The organism is bacterium (genome assembly GCA_016703265.1).
In the GTDB taxonomy this organism is placed as follows: Bacteria; Krumholzibacteriota; Krumholzibacteriia; order LZORAL124-64-63; family LZORAL124-64-63; genus CAINDZ01.
Genome location: JADJCK010000009.1, coordinates 261,974 through 282,661, shown reverse-complemented (window position 1 = coordinate 282,661; position 20,688 = coordinate 261,974). Strand labels below are relative to the sequence as shown.

At 68.6% G+C, this 20,688-nt stretch carries 18 protein-coding genes; 16 read left to right on the top strand and 2 right to left on the bottom strand.

The features are described from left to right. The first annotated feature begins 1 nt into the window (after position 1). The 12 genes from cysW (at position 2) to IPG61_16995 (ending at position 13,147) form a co-directional block, all read left to right on the top strand. Positions 2-859 carry a sulfate ABC transporter permease subunit CysW gene (gene cysW, locus IPG61_17050; protein MBK6735747.1) on the top strand — a complete coding sequence of 286 codons (858 nt, stop codon included), beginning with the start codon at positions 2-4 and terminating at the stop codon, positions 857-859. Further along, positions 856-1,938 (top strand): sulfate ABC transporter ATP-binding protein, encoded by a 1,083-nt coding sequence (locus tag IPG61_17045; GenBank protein ID MBK6735746.1) that lies wholly within the window; start codon positions 856-858, stop codon positions 1,936-1,938. The genes cysW and IPG61_17045 overlap by 4 nt, the downstream gene beginning before the upstream one ends. Positions 1,939-2,318: 380 nt before the next feature. Continuing rightward, complete coding sequence (locus IPG61_17040; GenBank protein MBK6735745.1) at positions 2,319-2,645, top strand: hypothetical protein; 327 nt, start codon at positions 2,319-2,321, stop codon at positions 2,643-2,645. A gap of 71 nt (positions 2,646-2,716) precedes the next feature. After that, entirely contained in the window at positions 2,717-4,210 is a 1,494-nt protein-coding gene (locus IPG61_17035; protein MBK6735744.1) for a peptide MFS transporter, read from the top strand. 380 nt (positions 4,211-4,590) lie between these two features. Further along, positions 4,591-5,094, top strand: a complete 504-nt coding sequence (gene msrB, locus IPG61_17030) for a peptide-methionine (R)-S-oxide reductase MsrB (protein MBK6735743.1) — start codon at positions 4,591-4,593, stop codon at positions 5,092-5,094. 152 nt (positions 5,095-5,246) lie between these two features. Further along, entirely contained in the window at positions 5,247-6,533 is a 1,287-nt protein-coding gene (locus IPG61_17025) for a glucose-1-phosphate adenylyltransferase (GenBank protein ID MBK6735742.1), read from the top strand. 50 nt (positions 6,534-6,583) lie between these two features. Continuing rightward, the gene (locus IPG61_17020) at positions 6,584-7,741 is read left to right on the top strand and encodes a hypothetical protein (GenBank protein ID MBK6735741.1); all 1,158 of its coding nucleotides are present in this window, start codon (positions 6,584-6,586) and stop codon (positions 7,739-7,741) included. A 131-nt stretch (positions 7,742-7,872) separates the two neighbouring features. Further along, the gene (locus IPG61_17015; GenBank protein MBK6735740.1) at positions 7,873-9,804 is read left to right on the top strand and encodes a response regulator; all 1,932 of its coding nucleotides are present in this window, start codon (positions 7,873-7,875) and stop codon (positions 9,802-9,804) included. A 162-nt stretch (positions 9,805-9,966) separates the two neighbouring features. Continuing rightward, positions 9,967-10,638 (top strand): Crp/Fnr family transcriptional regulator, encoded by a 672-nt coding sequence (locus IPG61_17010; GenBank protein MBK6735739.1) that lies wholly within the window; start codon positions 9,967-9,969, stop codon positions 10,636-10,638. A gap of 346 nt (positions 10,639-10,984) precedes the next feature. Beyond that, on the top strand, positions 10,985-12,058 hold the full coding sequence (locus IPG61_17005; protein ID MBK6735738.1) for a hypothetical protein: 1,074 nt from the start codon (positions 10,985-10,987) through the stop codon (positions 12,056-12,058). 67 nt (positions 12,059-12,125) lie between these two features. Then, positions 12,126-12,725, top strand: a complete 600-nt coding sequence (locus IPG61_17000) for a YceI family protein (protein MBK6735737.1) — start codon at positions 12,126-12,128, stop codon at positions 12,723-12,725. Further along, on the top strand, positions 12,722-13,147 hold the full coding sequence (locus IPG61_16995) for a hypothetical protein (protein ID MBK6735736.1): 426 nt from the start codon (positions 12,722-12,724) through the stop codon (positions 13,145-13,147). The genes IPG61_17000 and IPG61_16995 overlap by 4 nt, the downstream gene beginning before the upstream one ends. Before the next feature lie 16 nt (positions 13,148-13,163). Here the strand turns inward: IPG61_16995 and IPG61_16990 are convergent, their stop codons facing one another. Then, the gene (locus IPG61_16990) at positions 13,164-14,312 is read right to left on the bottom strand and encodes a methylated-DNA--[protein]-cysteine S-methyltransferase (protein ID MBK6735735.1); all 1,149 of its coding nucleotides are present in this window, start codon (positions 14,310-14,312) and stop codon (positions 13,164-13,166) included. A gap of 92 nt (positions 14,313-14,404) precedes the next feature. On the opposite strand from IPG61_16990, the gene IPG61_16985 reads away from it, so the two are divergent. The 4 genes from IPG61_16985 (at position 14,405) to IPG61_16970 (ending at position 17,500) form a co-directional block, all read left to right on the top strand. Beyond that, the gene (locus IPG61_16985) at positions 14,405-14,890 is read left to right on the top strand and encodes a GNAT family N-acetyltransferase (protein ID MBK6735734.1); all 486 of its coding nucleotides are present in this window, start codon (positions 14,405-14,407) and stop codon (positions 14,888-14,890) included. A gap of 41 nt (positions 14,891-14,931) precedes the next feature. Further along, entirely contained in the window at positions 14,932-16,071 is a 1,140-nt protein-coding gene (locus IPG61_16980) for a class I SAM-dependent RNA methyltransferase (GenBank protein MBK6735733.1), read from the top strand. A gap of 41 nt (positions 16,072-16,112) precedes the next feature. Continuing rightward, on the top strand, positions 16,113-16,517 hold the full coding sequence (locus tag IPG61_16975) for a DsrE family protein (GenBank protein MBK6735732.1): 405 nt from the start codon (positions 16,113-16,115) through the stop codon (positions 16,515-16,517). A gap of 320 nt (positions 16,518-16,837) precedes the next feature. Further along, positions 16,838-17,500, top strand: coding sequence for a hypothetical protein (locus IPG61_16970; protein MBK6735731.1), 663 nt, complete (start codon positions 16,838-16,840; stop codon positions 17,498-17,500). A 21-nt stretch (positions 17,501-17,521) separates the two neighbouring features. On the opposite strand, the gene IPG61_16965 is transcribed toward IPG61_16970, so the two are convergent. Next, a complete protein-coding gene (locus IPG61_16965; protein MBK6735730.1) occupies positions 17,522-20,320 on the bottom strand; it encodes a response regulator in 2,799 nt (932 codons plus the stop codon). Positions 20,321-20,688: the final 368 nt, after the last annotated feature.

Here is a 20,688-nt window from a genome sequence, read left to right as displayed (position 1 = left end):
GATGAGCCTGCGCCCCGCCACCGCCGAGCCGCGCTGGGTCCGCACCGGGCTGCTGGGGATCACGCTGCTGTTCCTGGGCGCGTTCCTGGTCACGCCGCTGGTGGCCGTGTTCGCCGAGGCGTTCCGCAAGGGCGCCGGCGCCTACTTCGCGAGCTTCAACGACCCGGCCGTGCTCGCGGCCATCAAGCTGACACTGCTGGCGGCGGTCATCGCGGTGCCGGTGAACGTCGTGTTCGGGCTGGCTGCGGCCTGGGCCGTGGCCAAGTTCGAGTTTCCGGGCAAGAGCCTGCTGACCACGCTGATCGACCTGCCGCTGGCCGTGTCGCCGGTGGTCTCGGGCCTGATCTACGTGCTGGTCTTCGGCCTCAACGGGTGGCTGGGGCCGTGGCTGAAGGCGCACGACCTTCAGGTGATCTTCGCGGTGCCGGGCATCGTGCTGGCCACGGTCTTCGTGACGTTGCCGTTCGTGGCGCGCGAGCTGATCCCGCTGATGCAGGAGCAGGGGACCGAGGACGAGGAGTCGGCCCTGACCCTGGGCGCCTCCGGCTGGCAGACGTTCTGGCGCGTGACGCTGCCGAACGTGCGCTGGGCGCTGCTGTACGGCGTGATCCTCTGCAACGCGCGCGCGATGGGCGAGTTCGGGGCCGTGTCGGTGGTCAGCGGGCACATCCGCGGCAAGACGAACACGGTGCCGCTGCAGGTCGAGATCCTCTACAACGAGTACAACTTCGTGGCCGCCTTCGCCGTCGCCTCGCTGCTGGCGATGCTGGCGCTGGTCACGCTGGCGGCCAAGTCGTTCATCGAGTGGCGCATGCAGTCGGCGCCGGCCAGCGTGTTCGTACCGGGAGATGAAGCGTGAGCATCACCGTCCAGGACATCAGCAAGAGCTACGGTACGTTCCAGGCGCTGCGCGGCGTCTCGCTGGAGATTCCCGACAAGCAGATCACCGCGCTGCTCGGGCCCAGCGGCTCGGGCAAGACGACACTGCTGCGCATCATCGCCGGGCTGGAGAAACCGGATGAGGGCAGCGGGCCCATCCGCTTCCACCAGGAGGACGTGGCCGGCCGGCGCGTGCAGGAGCGCCGCGTGGGCTTCGTGTTCCAGCACTACGCGCTGTTCAGGCACATGACGGTGTTCGAGAACGTGGCCTTCGGGCTGCGCGTGCGGCCGAAGCACGAGCGCCCGGAAAAGCACGTCATCGACAGGAAGGTGCATGACCTGCTGAAGCTGGTGCAGCTCGACGGCATGGCCGACCGCTTCCCGTCGCAGCTTTCGGGCGGGCAGCGGCAGCGCGTGGCCCTGGCGCGCGCCCTGGCCGTGGAGCCGCGCGTGCTGCTGCTCGACGAGCCGTTCGGCGCCCTCGACGCGCGCGTGCGCAAGCAGCTGCGGGCCTGGCTGCGGCGGCTGCATGACGAGATCGCCATCACCAGCATCTTCGTGACCCACGACCAGGACGAGGCCCTGGAGGTGGCCGAGCGCGTCGTGGTCATGAACGAGGGTCGCATCGAGCAGGCCGGCGCCCCGGACGAGGTGTTCCACGACCCGGCCACCGAGTTCGTCATGAACTTCCTCGGTCATGTGAACGTGTTCGACGGGCGTATCGAGGACGGCAAAGTCACGTTCGCCTCGGTGCAGATCGAGCACCCGGCTGCGGCCGAGACGGCGGCGGGCCCGGCGCGCGTGTTCATCCGCCCGCACGAGCTTTCCCTGCACCTGCTGCCCCGCAGCGACAGCCTGCCGGCCATCGTGACCGGCATCCACGCCGCCGGCCCGGCCGTGCGCCTGACGCTGGCCGCCGAGGGCGACCACACCTTCTCGGCCGACATCTCGCAGGACGTCTACCGCAGCCTGAAGGTGGCGGTGGGGGCGAAGTTCTGGGTGTTGCCGAAGGATCTGCGGGTGTTCCCGGGGACCGGAGTGAAGCTGCCGGGGGATTGAGGCGCGTGGACGTGTTTATGTAACGTTATATTTTTCAAATAATTACGACGATGTTGCGACTCCCTCGCTCAGTACCGGTCCAATTCCTTTACAAACTAGACGCAACTAAGCAGAATCCGATAAAATACGCTTAGGCTGTAAAGGAGGGGCAGATGGACCCGCGCAAGAACCCATTCGCACCAGGGGCAGGAACCAGACCCCCCCTCGCGCAGACCCCGCTCCGTCTTGCTGGATCGACTCGAGAACCGCTTCCGACCAATCCTGATCATCACCGGGCTCGCGCGTCGCAGACGGTTCTTCTGGACGGTTCCGGGAGAAGGCGAAGCGCGCAACTGGGCGACCGTCGAATGGGAGATCGAAAAGAACGGCCTCAGCCCAGGATGTCCTCACACGCCCGACCCAGCCACCACAGGCAGCGACGCCCCTCACGTTCAATCCGACGCGGCCGCGGCCCCGGGATCAACGATGACCTCACCGACCTGTTCGTTGCCCTGGGAGAGGCGGCGCGCGATCACAAGACCGGGGTCATCTTCCTTCTGGATGAAATCCAGTACCTCAAGGCGGAAGAACTCGAAGCGCTGATCACCGCGTTGCATAAGTGTGCCCGCAGGTCGCTGCCGATCACCCTTGCCCGGGGGCTGACGAACCGGACGGCGCGGATTGACGCCACCGCCCGCCCCGTGCCACAATCCATCCTTGAACCATGACCGCCGCCGGCGGCCGGCCGCCCACCCCGGCTGACCGTCGCCCGGCCGCAGGAACCGGAAACGAGGAGCCGATGAGCCAACAGACGCCGACTCTCGACCAGATCCGCAACTTCGAGGGCAAGTACCCGAAGCAGCTCTGGTCGCTGTTCACCATCGAGATGTGGGAGCGCTTCTGCTTCTACGGCATGCGCGGCATGCTCACCGTGTTCATGGTGACGCAGCTGGGCCTGGGCGACAAGGAGGCGAACCTGCAGTACGGCGCCATCCAGGCGTTCGTCTACGCGTTCACCTTCATCGGCGGCGTGTTCGCCGACAAGATCCTCGGCTTCCAGAAGTCGCTGATCTGGGGCGCGGCGACAATGATCGTCGGCGGCCTGGTGATCGCCTTCTCGCCCTCGGAGACGGGCTTCTACATGGGGACCTGCTTCTCGATCGTGGGCACCGGCTTCTTCAAGCCGAACATCTCGACGATGGTCGGGCAGCTCTACCACGAGGGCGACAGCCGGCGCAACGCGGGCTTCAGCCTGTTCTACTCAGGTATCAACCTGGGTGCGCTGCTGGGTGGCGCGCTCATGATCTGGGTCGGCAAGAACCACTCGTGGTCGATCGCGTTCGCGCTGGTCTCGGTGGCGATGACCATCAGCCTGATCACCTTCCTGGCCACGCGGAAGAACCTGGGCCCCATCGGCCTGTCGCCGTTCGGCCCCGAAGTGCCCGTCACGAAGCGCAAGATGCTGGAAGTGGCGACGTACATCGGCTCCTTGCTGTGCCTGCCGCTGGTCTTCGTGCTGGTCAAGAACTCGCGCTACACCGACCTCTTCATGTACATCATCGGGCCGGCCACGCTGGTGTGGCTGGGCTGGGAGATGCGCAAGTTCAACCGTGAGCAGAACAAGCGCATCTGCGCGGCGCTGGTCTTCATCCTGTTCTCGGTGCTGTTCTGGGCCTTCTTCGAGCAGAGCGGCGGTTCGCTCAGCCTGTTCGCGCTGAACAACCTGAACCACTCGCTGCTCGGGATCCCCATGGACCCGAACGTGGTCAACAACTCGTCGAACTCGCTGTTCGTGATCCTGTTCGCGCCGCTCATCGGCATCGTCTGGGTGTGGCTGAGCAAGCGCAAGCTCGAGCCCAACTCGGTCGTGAAGTTCGGCCTGGGCTTCTTCCTGCTGGGCCTGGCCTTCATGGTCTTCGCCTGGACGAGGATGTTCGCCAACGCCGAGACGGGCATGACCTCGCTCGACGTCTTCACGCTGGGCTACTTCGTGATCACGTTCGGCGAACTCTGCCTGTCGCCCATCGGCCTGTCGCTGATGACGCAGCTGGCGCCGACCTCGATCCAGGGCCTGATGATGGGCATGTGGTTCCTGGCCAGCGCCTACGGCCAGTACGTGGCCGGCCTGCTGGGCGCGGGCATGTCGACGGCCGATGCCGCGGCCCCCGCGATCGTCAAGCTGACCGCCTACACCGACGGCTACCGGCAACTGGGCATCTACGCGCTGATCTCCGGCGCGGTGCTCATCGCCATCTCGCCGTTCGTGCGCCGGCTGATGAAGGGCGTGCACTAGCAGCGGTGCTCGCTGGGCAATGGACGGATGTGGCGCCGGGTCCTGGGCCCGGCGCCGCTCTTTTGGGACTCCCGGCCACCGGCCGGAACCAACCCCGCCCGGCGCGTGTTACCTGACTTCCGCGCCCGACCTGGTGCGGTTCCCGGCGGAAGGTCCTAACCTGACCCGGTCGGGACGGGAACGCTGACGCGAACAGGAAAGAGAACGGGATGCCCGGAGGTCCATACATGTTGAAAGCGCTGATCATCCTCACCCTGGTGCTCGGCTCGGCCAGCCTGCTGCTGTGGCTGGCGGCGGCCGACCGCCCGGCGCCGGCGCGTTCCACCCGGGCGCCGGCCGTGTCGGGCCGTGTCGTGGGCGCCATCCGGGCGCCCCTGGCGATGGCGGCCTTCCGGGACGGCGACGGCGGCAAGGGCGCAGGCGCCCCGAAGGCCACGTCCGCGCCCGATTCGGCGGCCGGCGCGGCCGGCGCAGGCAAGCCGGCCAAGGTCACCAAGACCGACGCCGAGTGGAAGGCCGAGTTGAGCGACATGGAGTACAAGGTCACCCGCTGCAGTGCCACCGAGGCGCCGTTCACGGGCAAGTACTGGAACCACCACGACAAGGGCACCTACGTGTGCGTGGCCTGCGGCCAGGAGCTGTTCAGCAGCGACACCAAGTTCGAATCGGGCAGCGGCTGGCCCAGCTACTTCCAGCCCGCGTCGCCCGGCGCCATCATCGAACACGAGGATTCGACCCTCGGGATGGTGCGCGTGGAGGTCCGCTGCAGCCGCTGCGACGCCCACCTGGGGCATGTGTTCCCGGACGGGCCGCGCCCGACCGGGATGCGCTACTGCATCAACTCGGCGGCGCTGGATTTCAAGGCCCGGGACGCCGGCAGGTAGGCATTCCCGGCCGGGCGCCGGCAAGTTTGCAACCCGGCATCCATTAACGGCTTGAGTGCGGCCCGGCCCTCGGGATATATTGCCCCGACCGACGATCGCCCGCGCGCCGGACCCGTTCCGGCGCGCGGCCCTCCAGTCCCCGGGGAGCCACCGTGAAAGACGTCGTTTCGATCATCCTCGGCGGCGGGCGCGGCCAGCGCCTCTACCCGCTGACGCTGCAGCGCAGCAAGCCTTCGGTGGCGTTTGCCGGCAAGTACCGGCTCATCGACATCCCCATCAGCAACTGCATCAACTCGGGCATGAAGAAGATCTTCGTGCTGACGCAGTTCCTCTCGGCGAGCATGCACCGGCACATCATGCAGACGTATGCGTTCGACGGGTTCACCGACGGCTTCGTCGACATCCTGGCCGCGGAGCAGACGCCCGACCGTTCGGACTGGTTCCAGGGAACCTCCGACGCGGTGCGCGCCACGATGCACCACACCATGTACTACAAGACATCGCAGGTGCTCATCCTGGGCGGCGACCACCTCTACCGCATGGACTACGGGCAGATGGTGCGCTTCCATCGCGAGATGGGCGCCGACATCACGCTGGCCGTGTACCCGGTCACGCGCGAGGATGCGCCGCGCATGGGCCTGCTGCGGGCCGACGCCACCGCCGAAGTGACCGAGTTCGTGGAGAAGCCGCAGGATCCCGCGGTGATCGACCGCTTCCGCGCGCCGCGCGAACTGTTCGCCGCGCGGGGGATGATCGCCGACAGCGACACCTATCTGGGTTCGATGGGCATCTACTGCTTCGAGCCGCACGTGCTGCACGAGCTGATGCAGGACGAGTCGAAGACCGACTTCGGCAAGGAGATCATCCCCGAGGCCATCGGCAAGCTTAAGGTGATGGCCTACCCGTTCAGCGGCTACTGGCGCGACATCGGGACCATCGCCTCGTTCTTCGAGGCCAACCTCGACCTGGTCGACAAGAACCCGCCGCTGAACCTGCACCAGGGCGCCTGGCCGTTCTATACGCGCACGCGCGCCTTGCCGCCGGCGCGCATCATGGAATCGGTCATCGAGAACTCGCTGGTGGTCGAAGGCTCGACCATCACCGGCGCGCGCATCGAGCACTCGATCGTGGGCATCAGGGCGCGCATCCGCAAGGGCGCCTTCCTGAAGGACGTCATCCACATGGGGGCCGACTTCTACGAGGGCGAGCACGTGCTGTTCGACAACCTGTCGGCCAACGGCGACATGCCGCCGATGGGTGTCGGTCGCAACTGCCGGCTCGAGCGCTGCATCATCGACAAGAATGCGCGCATCGGCGACGGCGTCATCATCCGCGCGCAGCCCGACGTGAAGGAACACCGCGACCAGTACCGCTGGATCCGCGACGGCGTCACGGTGATCCCCAAGGGCACGGTGATCCCGCCGGGCACCGTGCTGTGAGCGGTTGCCGGCGCGCACATGGAACGCGGCTGCCGGCGGCGTTGCTGGCTATGGCATTGTTGCCGGCGCTGTGCGTGTCGGCCGGCCGCGCCGCCGCCGCCGATGAACCGCCCGCGCCTGCCGCAATCTTCCCCGATTCGCTGCTGCTGCAGGCGCCCGACTTCGCGGCGCTGCGTCCCGACCTGCTCCCGCTGACCACCGCCCGCGTGGCCGAGACGGCCTGGGACCTGGTGCCCCGCCTGGTGTATGCCGACCGTCCCGACCTGCTGGTCGACTTCCTCGATTTCTGGGAAGACCGTTGCGGCCGCACGGAGCCGATCGCGCGCACGCGCATCCTCGCCGCGATCTGGGACGGCGCGTTCGACGAGAGCCTGTACGACGAGGGCATCGGCGACTACCTGGACGACTGGGAGGGACGCGACCCGTCGCTGATGACGAGCGGGCGTCGCGACTTCGATGCGTTCACGACGGGCTTTGCCGACCAGTTGCTGCCGCACCAGGAAGCCGGCAGCCTGCCCGAGTACTTCTGCCTGCTGTACAGCGACCGGCCTGGCGAAGCCGATGCGGCCCTTTCCGCCGAGGCGATGGACGACACCTGGCTGGCCTGGTACCTGGAGCATCCGGAGGGCGGTGACGGCGGCGAGGTGATTCCCGCCGCCGGGAACGAGGCCGCCGCCTCCATCTCCGCCGGCGGGCCCACGCTGTTCATGCTGACCACCGGCACCTGGCAGCCGCTGGGCGACGTGCGGCTGGCCGGCAGCCACGTGCTGGTGGGCGGGCTGGTGGAGCAGCGGTTGGGCGCCTGGTTCCTGCGCGTGCCCATTGAAGTCCGTCTCGGCCGCACCGACCGGGCTTACCAGGTGGACCAGGACGGTGTCCGGGCGCGTTCCGACCGGTTCGACGCCATCTACCTGGGCGTGGAGGGCGGTCGCGGGCTGGCGCGGGCCGGCAGCTGGGCGCTGGAGGGCTTTGCCGGGCTGGGCTACGACGGCGTGCGCCCGTTCCTGAAGCAGGACATCTACCTGGCCACGCTCAATGTGAACCTGGGCCTCGGGTTGCGCCGGCAGGCGCCGGGCAGTCCCTGGGTGCTGGGCCTGGATGCCCGCCGGGAATGGCTCGGGACCCGCAACGAGGGCCCCGATTCGCTGGGCGGCGGGGCCTGGAGCCTGCGTCTGGGGACGGGGCTGCGGTTCGGCCCCGGGGCCTGATCCGGCGGGGTTCCCGCTAAAGTAAATCGTTGTCTTGCCGATTCTTGCCTCGTTCGCGGTAACGGCGGGCGCGCAGCGGCCACAGGGCCGTCTGTTCGCCTGTGGAGTCGTTTACGGGGAGCCTCGCCATCTTGCTGGCCGTGCAGGACCTGCCCATCCGCACCAAGCTCAGGTGGATCCTGGGTGTGTCGGTCACCCTGGCCGTGCTCCTCGTCAGCCTGGTGATGACCGTCTACGATCATCACAGCTTCCGCGTCCGCCTGTCCCGCGAGTTGGAGATCACGGCCGAGGTCATCGGCAGCACCTGCGCCGCCGCGCTCATGTTCGAGGACCGTACCGTCGCCGGCGAGACGCTGCAGTCGCTGCGGGCCAACCCCTCGGTGGTCGAAGCCTGCCTCTACGACCAGTCCGGCCGCATGTTCGCGCTCTTCCAGCGTGACGCCACCAAGTCCCCGCCGCCGACGGACACCGGCGTCCAGCGCACCGTGTTCGATGCGGGCGGCATGTCGGTCTACCGTGCGGTCATGTTCGACGGCGAGCAGGTCGGCACCATCTACATGCGCAAGAGCCTCGACTCGCTGCAGGCGCGCTTCTTCAATGTGGCGATGATCCAGGCCGCGGCGATGGCGGCGGCGCTGCTGCTGGTGCTGTCGCTGTCGGAGAGGCTGCAGCGCGTGATCACGCGCCCGCTCGGCGAACTGGTGGCAGTGGCGCGCCGGGTTTCGGCTGAGCAGGACTTCACGCTGCGCGCCCACCGCGCCGCGGGCGACGAGACCGGCACGCTTGTCGATGCGTTCAATGAGATGCTCGAGCAGATCCGCGAGAAGACCGTCGCCAAGCAGGCCGCCGACGCCGCCAACCAGGCCAAGAGCGAGTTCCTGGCCAACATGTCGCACGAGATCCGCACGCCCATGAACGGCATCCTCGGCATGACCGGCATCCTGCTCGACACAAAGCTCGACGAGGAACAGCGCGGCTACGCGCAGATCGTCTTCGATTCGGGGCAGTCGCTGCTGGCGATCATCAACGACATCCTCGACTTCTCGAAGGTCGAGGCCGGTCGCCTGGAGATCGAGCCGGCCCCGTTCCACATGCAGCGCCTGCTCGGCGAGGTGACCGAGCTGATGCGCGGCACCGCCGAAGCCAAGGGCCTGGTGCTCAAGTGCGTGCTGCCGGAAGGAGCGCCGGTGGCCGTGCTCGGCGACGCCGGCCGCATCCGGCAGATCGTCACGAACCTGGTCAACAATGCCATCAAGTTCACCGAGGAGGGCGGCATCACGGTCGAGGCCGTCTGTCGCGAGGCGCCCCGCGACACGACGATGTGGACGGTGACGGTGACCGACACCGGCATCGGCATACCGGCCGACCGCCTGCCCGACCTCTTCCAGCGCTTCACGCAGGCCGACAGTTCCACCACGCGTCGCTACGGCGGCACCGGATTGGGGCTGGCCATCAGCCGGCAGCTGGCCGAACTGATGCACGGCTCGCTGGACGCGCAGAGCGCGATCGGGCGCGGTTCGAGCTTCCGCGTGCTGATGCCGCTGCCGCGCGCCACGCAGGCGCAGATTACCGAAGCCAAGCTCTCGCTCGAGGCCGCTGCCGATGCGGCGTCGCCCCTGCCCGGGCAGCTGGCGGGCCGGCGCGTGCTCGTGGCCGAGGACAACCCGTTCAACCAGAAGGTTGCCCAGCACATCCTCGAGAAGATGGGGCTGCGCGTGGACCTGGCCGCCAACGGCAGCGAAGCCGTGCAGATGATGGTGAACTTCGTCTACGACCTGGTCTTCATGGACTGCCAGATGCCCGAGATGGACGGCTACGAAGCAACCGGGATCATCCGCCGGCTGGGCGGGCCGGCCGCGCGCACGCCCATCATCGCCATGACCGCCAACGCCATGCCCGGAGACCGCGAACGCTGCCACGACGCCGGCATGGACGACTACCTGAGCAAGCCGGTGCGCGCCGACCTGGTGGCGGCCATGCTGGGACGCTGGGTGCTGGGCGAGGCACCGGTTGACGCGGCGGCGCCGGCGCCCGAGACGGACCTGACGGTGACCAATTCCTGATTCTGCATGTTCCCGACGGGCTTTCACCGACAGCGGTAGCCCCGGACTGCGGGCTCTGCTATCATGGTATGCGTTATCAAAAAGCAGCAGGCGAGAACGACCGGGATCCCCACCGCCGGTACGCTCGTCCCGGATCCACCGCTTCCTGACGGAGACGGCGACATGACCCGAGAGAGCATCCTCCAGAAATTCGAGTTCTACCGGAACGCACGCCCTGAATTCCAGCAGCGCCTGCGCGAGGCGGGCCAGCTTGTGCGCGTGAAGCCCGGCAGCTACTTCGTGTGCGAAGGCGACCATGCGCCCGGCGTGGGGCTGGTCGGCGAAGGAACCATGCGTGTCTTCAAGAGCAGCGAGTCGGGCCGCGAGATCACCCTCTACTGGGTGCGCGCCGGGGAACTGTGCCTGCTCAACCTGCTGGGGGCGATGACGGGCGTGCCGTCGCCGGCCACCGCGCGCGTGGAGGAGGAAGTGGTGGCGCTGGTGGTGCCGCCCGACGTGTTCCGCGGCTGGATCGGCGTCGAGCCCAGCCTGCGGACGCATGTGTTCAGCATCATGACCGCCGGTATGGTCGACGTGATGACGCTGGTGGAGGAGATCGCCTTCAAGAAACTGGATATCCGGCTGGCGCAGTACCTGTGCGACGGTTTCTTCGGCAGCGGCGGCACCCGTGAACTCCAGGTAACGCACGAGAGCATTGCCGCCGAACTGGGCAGCGCGCGCGAGCCGATCAGCCGCCTGCTCAAGGATTTCGAGCACCAGGGCGCGATTCTGCTGAGCCGTGGCCGCATCACCCTGACCAACCCCGATGGGCTGCGGGCGATGGTGGCGGGCTAGCCGGCCCTCCCAGCGATTAGAAAAATTAATACCGCCATTTGTGACCAAGGTCACAGATGGCGGTTTTGTTTTTGAGTATCGTTCGCGGTGTCGAAGGCCGGGTAGGGCGGTCCCGCCAACGGGACGGGCAACCTGCCGGGCCGGCGGCGGGCGCCTCGCCCGCATCCTGCCGCCGGTTGCACCGACGGGATCGCCCTTTTCCGGGATCGCCTACTTTCCAATCCGCCGACCGGGCCTGCACCCGGCGGCCCACGGGAGCCCGATGCGTTGCGGAGCGATCGACCAGGCGCCCAGGCGGGCGACCCCAGGCAGCGGAGCCCAGCGGAGATCGGTGGGAGTGGTCGTCGTGCTGTTGGTGCTTTGGACCGCGGCCGACAGTGCGATGGCCCTCCCCCGGTACACCGCGCGCTACGGGCAGGACTGCCGCCTGTGCCACGTCAATCCCACCGGGGGCGGCCTCCGCAACGCCTACACCTCGCAGTTCCTGGTGCCGGAAGAGCTGGCGGCGACCCATGGACGCCGGGCATCCGACGATGAAAGCACGACCTCGGCGGACGGCGAGACGACGCGCCCGGCGCTGCCGGTCGACATCACCGTGGGCGCCGACCTGCGCACCCTGGCCTGGACGCAGGAGGGTGGCGAGGGCACGGTCTTCTCGATGCAGGGCGATGTCTACCTGGCGCTGGCCGCGCCCGGCGATGTGCAACTCTACGCGGAGCAGGGCCAGCGCGGTGGCGGCGAGGTGTTCGGCCTGGCCCACGGCGTGATCCCGCACGGGTACCTCAAGGCCGGGCGCTTCGTACCCGACTACGGCTGGCGCTTCGACGATCACCGGCTGTTCTCGCGACGCTACCTGTTCGCGGCCGATGGCGTGGACGATCCCTCGGGATTGCTGGGCTCGGGCGCGGAAGCCGGCGTGGCTGCAGGCGGCCTGTCGGCCACCGTGTCGGTGCTCGACGGCGAACCGGAACTGGGCCGCAACTACGCGGCGCGCGCGCTGCTGCGGCAGGAACTGGGAGCCGTGCGCGCCGGCGTGGGAGCCTCGATCTGGAAGCGCGGCGGCGCCGGCGGTGGCAGCCGCGCGGCGGGCGCCTTCTGGTATGTCTCGGGCGGCCCTGTGACCTGGCTGGGAGAGATGGACGAGACACGCGGCGACGACCGGCTGGGCCGGCTGTTGACCAACGAGCTGACGGTCGAGATGAGGCGCGGCCTGGCGGCGCGCCTTGTCTACTGCTTCCAGGATCCCGATCGCGCCTACCGCGACGGGGCGCGGCACCGGCTGGGCGCGGGCGTGGCCTGGCTGGCCCGGCCCAGCCTGGGCCTGCAGGTGATGGCGAACCGCTGGCGCGTGGACGAAGGCTTCGCGGTCAACGATGTCGACCGCTACGACGGCGAAGTGATGGTGCACTTCCTGTACTGAACTGTCTGGTGTTGAGCGGCCGGTCGGGCGCCCGTGGGGGAGCGCCACACCGGGAAGGGCGGGCAAGATGCGCAGGCTGCTGTTGATCGTCGTCTCCCTGCTGGGCCTGGCAGGAAGCCGGGCGCCGGCCGGGGCGGCCACCGGCCGCTGGGACATCGTGCCCGGTGACGGCTCGCGCATCGAGTTCGTCTCGAAGGCGCCGCTCGAGACGATCACCGGCCGCACGAAGCAGGTCAGCGGCGGCTGCACGTTCGACCCGGACAAGCTGGAGGGCGACATCGTGCTTGAGGTGGCGGTGGAGATGGCTTCGTTCGATACCGGCCTGGGTAAGCGTAACCAGCACATGCGCGAGAATCACCTTCACACCGACCGCTTCCCGCGGTCGTGGCTGCGAGGCGGCGCCGTCAAGGCGACGCCCGCGTCCAGTCTACCGGTCGGCGGAACCGCCAGTGTCGAATTTGTGGGCGAACTCGAGCTGCACGGAGTCCGCCGGCCGGTAGTCTGCACCATCGTCCTTGAGCGCCCGACGGCCGACGAGCTGACGGCCACGGCGGAATTCCCGGTGAAACTGGCCGACTACGACATCGCGCGGCCGCAGATGCTGCTGCTGAAGCTGGCCGAGGAGCAGAAGGTGCGCGTGGCCCTGGCCCTGCGGAGGACATCATGAAGAGACACCTGGCCCAGGCTTCGGCGCTGGCCCTGCTGCTGGGAGCAGTCGGTTGCGCCGACCATGGAGTGGGTACCCTCGAGCCGGCTCCCGATGACGACGGCCATGCCCACACGGTTTCCTTCGCGACGGACATCCAGCCGATCTTCGACGCCAACTGCCTCGGGTGCCATGGAGCCGGCGCCAGCGCCGGACTGGACCTGCGCGCAGCCACGAGCTACACGCTGCTGGTCAATGCGGCCTCGTCCGGTTACACGGGCGCGCGCGTGGTGCCCGGCGATCCGCACGTGTCGGTGCTGTACCAGAAGCTGGAGGGCGACCCGGCCACGGGCGCGCGCATGCCGTTCGGCGGCGACGCCCTGCCCCCGGCGCAGCGGCTGCTGATCCACGACTGGATCGAGCAGGGCGCGCACAACAACTAGGCACTGCCGGCGGAAGCTAGATCCCGCCGCTGTCGAGCCCTTCCCACAGGTACCACGAGGCGATGGAGCGGTACGGCCGCCAGGGCTCGGCAATGGCGGCCAGCTGCGCCGGCGTGGCGTGCCCACCCAATCCGTACAGCTTGCCGGCCGCGGCGCGCAGGCCCAGGTCGCCGGTGGCCAGCACGTCGAGTCGCCCCAGGTGGAAGATCAGGTGCATCTGCGCCGACCACTCGCCGATGCCGCGCACCGTCGTCAACGCGGCGATCACGTCCTCATCAGCCAGTCGGCGCAGCGAACGAAGGTCGAGCCGGCCGTCGTGCACGCGCGCGGCCAGGTCGTGCACGTAGGAAGCCTTCGCGTTCGAGAGGCCGCAGGCGCGCAGCGTGGCGGTGTCGATGGCCAGCATGCGCTCGGGCGTGGGGTAGCCGGGGCCGGGCGCAAGGTCGCGCACGCGCCCGGCGATGGTCTGCCCCGCCTTCAGCGACAGCTGCTGGTGGATGATGGCAGTGACCAGCGTTTCCCACGGCGGCCGCGGGCGGTCGGCGCGCGCCAGGTACGGACCGTGGCGGCGGATCAGCGCCCGCATTTTCGGGTCCGCCTTCGCCAGGTGGGCCAGCCCGCGCGCATGCTCGTGGTCGCGCACCCAGCCTTCGCCATGCAGCAGCTTCGCCTTCAGCGCGAGGCCGCCCGCGGCCGAGAACCCGGTGAGCGAGCCGTCGGCGCCCACGCAGCGGTGGCAGGGCACGATCACCGGCACCGGGTTGGCGCCCATGATGCGTCCCACCGCGCGTGCGGCCTGCGGCCGGCCGCAGGCGCGGGCCAGCTCGCCGTAGGTCATGACCTCTCCGCGCGGCACGCGGCGCAGCCGCTTCCAGACTTCGATCGCGAACGGCGGTGCGTCGCCGAAATCGACGGGCACGTCGAGGAACGCGTCAACCGTGCCCCGCAGTGCGGCGCGCAGGCGTGTTGCGACAGCGGCCACCGGGGCGGGCGGGCGCGTGACGGCGTCGAGTCCCGGGCAGCGGCCGGCAAGGGCGGTGGCGGTGGCATCGGCGTCAGCGTGGCCGATCTCCCGGCGGCCGATGCCGCGCGGCGTCCAGGCCAGGCCCACCGGGCCGATGGTCGTGGAAAAGACGTGTCGTCCGCTGCCGGTCAGCCGCATCATCGGTGTGCCTTTCGGGCGCGGGGGGCTATATTCGCCGGGCGGCCCGCGCGGCCGCCCGCCGGCAGGATAACACAAGGCCTGGAGATGAGCGCATGTCACCTCGTGACGATCTACCGCGCGATGGGATCGATGACGGCGCGGACGACGTCCGCATCGTCTTCCGCGTGGCCGAGACCCCTGCGGACCTGCTGCGCGTGATGGTGGTGCGCGGCATCGTCTTCCATGACGAGCAGGGCGTGGACTGGGCCGACGAGTTCGACGCCGACGACGCCGGCGCCGTGCACGTGGTGGGCGAGGCCGACGGCCAGCCCGTGGCCAGCGGCCGGCTGTGCCTGCTGGAGGGCGGCTGGGCCAAGCTGGGCCGCGTGGCCGTGCGTGAGCAGTGGCGCGGCCGCGGCTACGCGCACGGCATGGTGGGCGTGCTGCTGCAGGAGGCCGCGCGTCGCGGCGCCGGGAAGCTGAAGCTGCACGCGCAGGTGTACCTGGAAGACTTCTATGCCGGCTACGGGTTCAAGCGCCAGGGCGGCGTGTTCCAGGAATGCGGCATCGACCATCTGCTGATGACCCGCGAAGACTGATTGACGACCCGCGAAAACAGGCCGCCGAAAGGGACTCCCGCGTGTACCTGTACCAGCAGCACCGCCGCTTCTTCGCGCAGACCGCGAGCGGTCTCGAGGAATCGGCCGGCGAGGAACTGAAGCGCCTGGGCGCCAAGCGCGTGCAGCCGGGCAAGCGCGGCATCATCTTCAGCGCCGATCCCGAGGTGCTGTGCCGCGTGAACTACCGCGCGCGGCTCATTTCGCGCGTGCTGGCGCCGATGGTCGAGTTCCACGCGCCCACGCCCGAGGCCCTGTACCTGGGTGCGAAGAAGGTCGACTGGACGCGGATCATGACGCTCGACCAGACCTTCGCGATCTTCGCCAACGTGCACCGCAGCCAGATTTCCCACAGCAAGTACGCGTCGCTCAAGGTGAAGGACTGCGTGGCGGACATGTTCCGCAAGCGGTACGGCAAGCGGCCGAATGTCGACGCGCAGGATCCCGACCTGTCGATCGGCGTGCACGTGCTTGAAGACCATGCGACCATCTTCATCGACTGCTCGGGCGGCTCGCTGCACCGCCGCGGCTATCGCACCGAGGCGGTCGAGGCGCCCATGCAGGAGACGCTCGCGGCGGCCATCCTCGATTTCGCGGTCTGGGACGGCAAGCGCCCGCTCTACGATCCCATGTGCGGCTCGGGCACGATCCTGGCCGAGGCCTGGCTGAAGGCCGGCAACATCCCGGCGGGGTGCCTGCGCAAGAAGTGGGGCTTCGAGCGGCTGCCGGACCACGACAAGCGCACCTGGATCAAGGTGAAGCTGGAAGAGGACAACGCCATCCGCAGCGTGCGCGGCGGGCAGATCCGCGGCTCGGACATCGACCCGGTGGCCGTCGAGATGACGCGTCGCAACGTGGCGCGCATCCCCACCGGCGACGAACTGCGCGTGAAGAAGATGGACTACCGCGACATCGACGCGATCGAGAACAGCGTCATCGTCTGCAATCCACCCTACGGCGTGCGCATGCAGCCCGAGGCCGACATGAAGGCGTTCATGCGCGAGTTCGGCGACTTCCTGAAGCAGCGCTGCAAGGGCTCCGACGCCTACATCTACGTGGGCGACCAGGAGCTGGCCGGCGAACTGGGCCTGAAGCCCGCCTTCCGCAAGCCGCTGCGCAACGGCGGGCTGGACGGGCGGCTGCTCAAGTTCGAACTATACTGAGGCATTCGCCTCCATCGGGACCAAGAGACAGGGAGTCGACCGTGCACGACGACAAGCATCACAAGCACCACGATGACCATGATCACCACGATGGAAAGCCCGGCAAGGTGCGCCGCCCCGTGATCGTCATCTCGAACTACGGGATGGGGCACGCTCCGGCCGAACTGGGCCTCAAGCTGGTGCAGACGTACCTGGGCCTTCTGGACGTCGACGACAAGCTGCCGACGGCCGTCTGCCTGTACGGCGAGGGCGTGAAGCTGGCCATCGAGGGTTCGCCCGTTCTGGACGAGCTGCGCTCGCTGGCCGAGAAGGGCGCGCGCGTGGTTGTCTGCACGACCTGCCTGAACTTCTTCGGCGTGATGGACAAGCTGCAGGCCGGCACGGCCGGCTCGATGAAGGACATCATCGACCTGCAGTGGGAAGTGAAGAAGGTCATCACGCTGTAGGATGCCCGCGGCAAGCGCTCCCGTCGGTCCAAACCCGTTCGCGGGGCGGGCCCCGGGGCCTGTTGCGGCCCGCCGGGAGTGTCGTTAAGCTGACTGCCGCCTGCCGGCGCTGCCGGCGGGGCGCACCCGGTGTCGACGACAACCTCACCCCGACCGGAGCGGCCTTGTACAGCGATTGCCATGACGATTGCGCGCCCGCGCCGAGGGACGAGGTGTTCCCCGCGGCCGTACCCGAATCGGCGGCGGACCAGCTGGTTCGACCATGCGATATCAAGGGCATTCTGCACAGCCATAGTCGATGGGCCGACGGGGCGCACTCGTTGTCGTCGATGGTCTCCACGGCCCAGGAGATCGGCCTCGAGTATCTCGGCATCAGCGACCACTTCCGCACTGTGGCGCACCCGGACGGGCTGGACCTGAATGCGGCGCGCGTTCAGCGCCAGGAGATCGAGCGGCTGCGCCTGCTGAATCCCGCCTTCGACATCCTGCAGGGCGTGGAGCTGGACGCGAACCCGGACGGTTCGCTGCCGCTCGATGATGCCACCCTCGGCTGGTTCGACTTCGTGATCGTGTCGTTCCCCGCGAATGGCGGCTGGGATCCGCAGCGGCTGACCAACCAGATCGTGCGCGCGGTGTCCAATCCGCACGTGGCCATCCTGGGCAAGCCGATGGGCGAGTTCATGCTGCAGGGCGCGAAGGCGGGCCTCGACATGAGGCGCGTGCTCGAGGCGGCCGCTGAACACCGGACGGCCGTCGAGGTGACGGCGAACCCGTGCTGCGCCGAGCTGGACTGGAGCAACTGCAAGCTGGCCCAGGAAATGGGCGTGTACATGGCCATCAGCCCCGATGCGCACCGGGCGGCGCGCCTGGTCGACTATCGGCATGGGACTGAGATGGCGCGCAGTGCCGGGGTCTGTTGCGGCAGCGTGCTCAATACGATGGATCATTTCGAGCTGAGACGATACCTGATGCGTGGCCGCTGAGAGCGGCCCCTGCGGACACTCCTAGTGCACCGGGGCGACGACCGGCTCCGGCGTCTTCCCGACGATCTCCCACTTGTTCATCATGTCCGACAGCATCGCCTTGGTGATGGGCTTGCTCAGGAAGTCGTCCATGCCGGAGGCGAAGCACGCCTTGCGGTCGCCACTCAGTGCGTTGGCGGTCATGGCGATGATGGTCACGGCGCCGGCAGGTGACGGCAGCTCGCGGATGCGGCGCGTGGCCTCGTAGCCGTCCATCGCCGGCATCTGGCAGTCCATGAGCACCAGGTCGAACACGCCTTCGCGGGCCATGGTCACCGCCTCGACGCCGTTGGCCGCCACCTGCACGCGGCAGCCGATCAGCTTCAGCATCGCGGTGGCGACCTTCTGATTGAACGGGTTGTCCTCGGCGAGCAGCACGCGCGGCCCGGCCGAGACATCGACCACGGGAGCGCCGGCTGCGTCGAGCACGACCAGGCCGGGGGTCGGCGCGCTCACGCCGGCGGTGGCGGCGCCGTTGCCGTCGGCGACCGCGACGGACGCCTGGTCGGCGTAGCGGCCGGAGAGCAGCACTTCAAGCCGCTTGGTGAAGACGGGCTTGGACAGCGTCTGGGCGAAGCCGTGTCCGGCCAGGTCGTCCTCGCGCGTGTGGCCGGTCAGGCGCGTCAACAGGATCGTGCGCGGCATGTGCCTGGGCGCCAGACGCGCCAGGTACGGGCGCAGGTCGGGCAGCGGCTGCACCTGGTCGTCGCCGGGCCCCGGCTCATGGTCGAACAGGATGTGGGTGAACGGCCGGTCCTGCGCCGAGGCCCAGCCGCCGGCCTGGTCCAGCGCCTCGGGCCCGCCCGTGATGACGCGACCCTGGTGGCCCAGCATGCGCACCTTCTCGAGCAGCACTTCGCCGGTCAGCGAATGCCGGGTGACGATGAGCACATTGGCGCCCGCGTTTGCCGGCCCCTCGGCCGGCGCCTCGGGCACCGTGGAGACCGTCACGGCGGGCGCGCGCAGCGTGAACTCGAAGGTGGAGCCCTGGCCGGGCGTGCTCGCGGCGACGATGCTGCCGCCCATCAGGCCGACCAGCTGCTGGCTGATGGCCAGGCCCAGGCCGGTGCCGCCGTAGCGACGGGTGGTGCCCGCCTCGGCCTGCGTGAACTTCTCGAAGATGCGGGCCAGCGCCGGCTCGGCGATGCCGATGCCGGTGTCGGTGACGGCGAAGCGCAGGTCGACATGGTCGGTGCCGGCGCCGACCGGCTCGATGTTCAGGTAGACGTGGCCGTGCTGCGTGAACTTCACGGCGTTGTTCAACAGGTTCACCAGCACCTGGCGCAGGCGGCAGGGGTCCAGCAGCACCTGCTGCGGGACGCCCGGCGCCAGCCGGCAGACCAGTTCGAGCCCGGAGCTCTGCGCCGTGAAGGCGATGAGTCCGGCGACTTCGTCCACCAGCGAGTGAAGGTCGGTCTCGACGGCGTCCAGTTCGAGCTGGCCGGCCTCGATCTTCGACAGGTCGAGGATGTCGTTGATCAGGCTCAGCAGGGCCGAACCGGAGACGCGGATCATCTCCAGGTACTGCTTCTGGTGCGGCGTGGGGTTCATGTCGGTGAGCAGGTCGGCCAGGCCGATGACGCTGTTCATGGGCGTGCGGATCTCGTGCGACATGTTCGCCAGGAACTCGCTCTTGGCGCGGCTGCTGGCCTCGGCGGCCTCGCGCGCCTGCACGAGCGATCGTTCCATCTCGTGCTTGGTCCACACCGTGATGAACAGGTCGGCCACCGAATGCACCAGGTTGATGTGCTCCTGCGTCCAGTTGCGCGCCTCATGGCTGTCGACGCCGACGAACCCGAACACTTCCTGGTCGCGCATGATGGGCGCGGCCAGGAAGGCGGCGCGGTCGGGGCCCCAGTCGTCGCGGAAGCGGGCGGGAATGGTGCTGTGGCGGCGCAGGTCCTCGCTCATGACCGGGATCTTCATCTCGAACAGGCCCTGCAGCCACTCCAGGTCGGCCAGCGGCAGCAGCGTGGGCGGCAGCTCGGAGTTGTCGGCGCGGTCATCGCCCCAGGCGTACTGGCGCACGGCCATGCCGCGCGACGTGTCGAAGCGGTAGAGGAAAGCGCGCGAACCGTCGGTGAAGCGACCCATCCGGCCGAGCACGCGGTCCATGATCTGTTCCATCTGGTCGCGCCCGCAGTGCACGAAGGTCTGGAACAGCGCGGCTGCGGTGTGCTCGTAGTCGAGGCGGGCGGCCAGGGCGCGTTCGGCGCGCATCTGCTCGCTGATGTTGATGGAGACGCCCAGCACCTGCGCCACGCCGCCGATCTCGGCCGAGAGCGGCTTCTTCATGGCGGCGATCCACATCGTCTTGCCGTCGTGCTCCGTGGTGTCGGTGACCGGCAGGTTCCACGGCTCGCCGCGCAGCAGCGTCTCGCGGTCCTCTTCCAGCCACGCGCGTGCCTGCACCGGGTCGGGATGCACCTCGTAGAGGTGGTGGCCCTCGACCTCTTCCACGGGCCGACCGTAGAAATCGGCCACGGCCTTGTTGACGAGCGTGAAGCGGCCGGCGCTGTCGCGCGCGAAGATGAAGTGAGGGATCGCGTCGATGACCGTGCGAAGGTAGAGGCGCTCACGCAGCTGGTCGCCATGCGACGATTCCACGCGATCGAGCCGCCACAACAGCGATGTCGCCGCCGCCACGCCCAGGGCCACGATCACCGTCTCCCAGATCTCGCCCAGATCCAGGACATGCGCCAGCAGCGGCAGCGCTCCCGTCACGAGGATCACGCCCGCCAAGGTCAGTTTCGTGGTGGAGATTCGGCGAAGCAGTTTCACGACACCATCGATTCGCGCGGCCTCCATAACCGGACACGGGAGCCCCTGTGCCCCCTGCCCGTGATCGTTATCTGATCGGCGGGCGCGCCGCTAACTTGATCGAACTTTGCAGGTTATTCGCTTTGACACCCTGCGTTTATTTGTCAACCTGCGCGGACGGGGGGATGGTCCGGGGGTCGTGATGGTCGGTCGGTGATCGCGTGATTCGGGCCGGTGGCCGGCCCGCTGCGGTCGGTTCGGTCGCTCGCGGCCGCCGGGGTCCGGATCCTGCCGGGGAAGGAGGACTCCGACGATCCGGGCGGCGCAGGCCGACGCGGTCGGCGCGGCCGGCCCCGACACCCCGTCAGGAAGTGGGAAGCGGGGGCCAT

What these genes read in the sequence shown, in the direction of transcription:
- IPG61_16995 (MBK6735736.1), top strand. Translation starts at nt 12,722, where the DNA reads ATGAAGAGACACCTGGCCCAGGCTTCGGCGCTGGCCCTGCTGCTGGGA.
- IPG61_16985 (MBK6735734.1), top strand. Translation starts at nt 14,405, where the DNA reads ATGTCACCTCGTGACGATCTACCGCGCGATGGGATCGATGACGGCGCG.
- IPG61_17040 (MBK6735745.1), top strand. Translation starts at nt 2,319, where the DNA reads ATGTCCTCACACGCCCGACCCAGCCACCACAGGCAGCGACGCCCCTCA.
- IPG61_17020 (MBK6735741.1), top strand. Translation starts at nt 6,584, where the DNA reads ATGGCATTGTTGCCGGCGCTGTGCGTGTCGGCCGGCCGCGCCGCCGCC.
- cysW (MBK6735747.1), top strand. Translation starts at nt 2, where the DNA reads ATGAGCCTGCGCCCCGCCACCGCCGAGCCGCGCTGGGTCCGCACCGGG.
- IPG61_16990 (MBK6735735.1), bottom strand. Translation starts at nt 14,312, where the DNA reads ATGATGCGGCTGACCGGCAGCGGACGACACGTCTTTTCCACGACCATC.
- IPG61_17035 (MBK6735744.1), top strand. Translation starts at nt 2,717, where the DNA reads ATGAGCCAACAGACGCCGACTCTCGACCAGATCCGCAACTTCGAGGGC.
- msrB (MBK6735743.1), top strand. Translation starts at nt 4,591, where the DNA reads ATGGCGGCCTTCCGGGACGGCGACGGCGGCAAGGGCGCAGGCGCCCCG.
- IPG61_17010 (MBK6735739.1), top strand. Translation starts at nt 9,967, where the DNA reads ATGACCCGAGAGAGCATCCTCCAGAAATTCGAGTTCTACCGGAACGCA.
- IPG61_17000 (MBK6735737.1), top strand. Translation starts at nt 12,126, where the DNA reads ATGCGCAGGCTGCTGTTGATCGTCGTCTCCCTGCTGGGCCTGGCAGGA.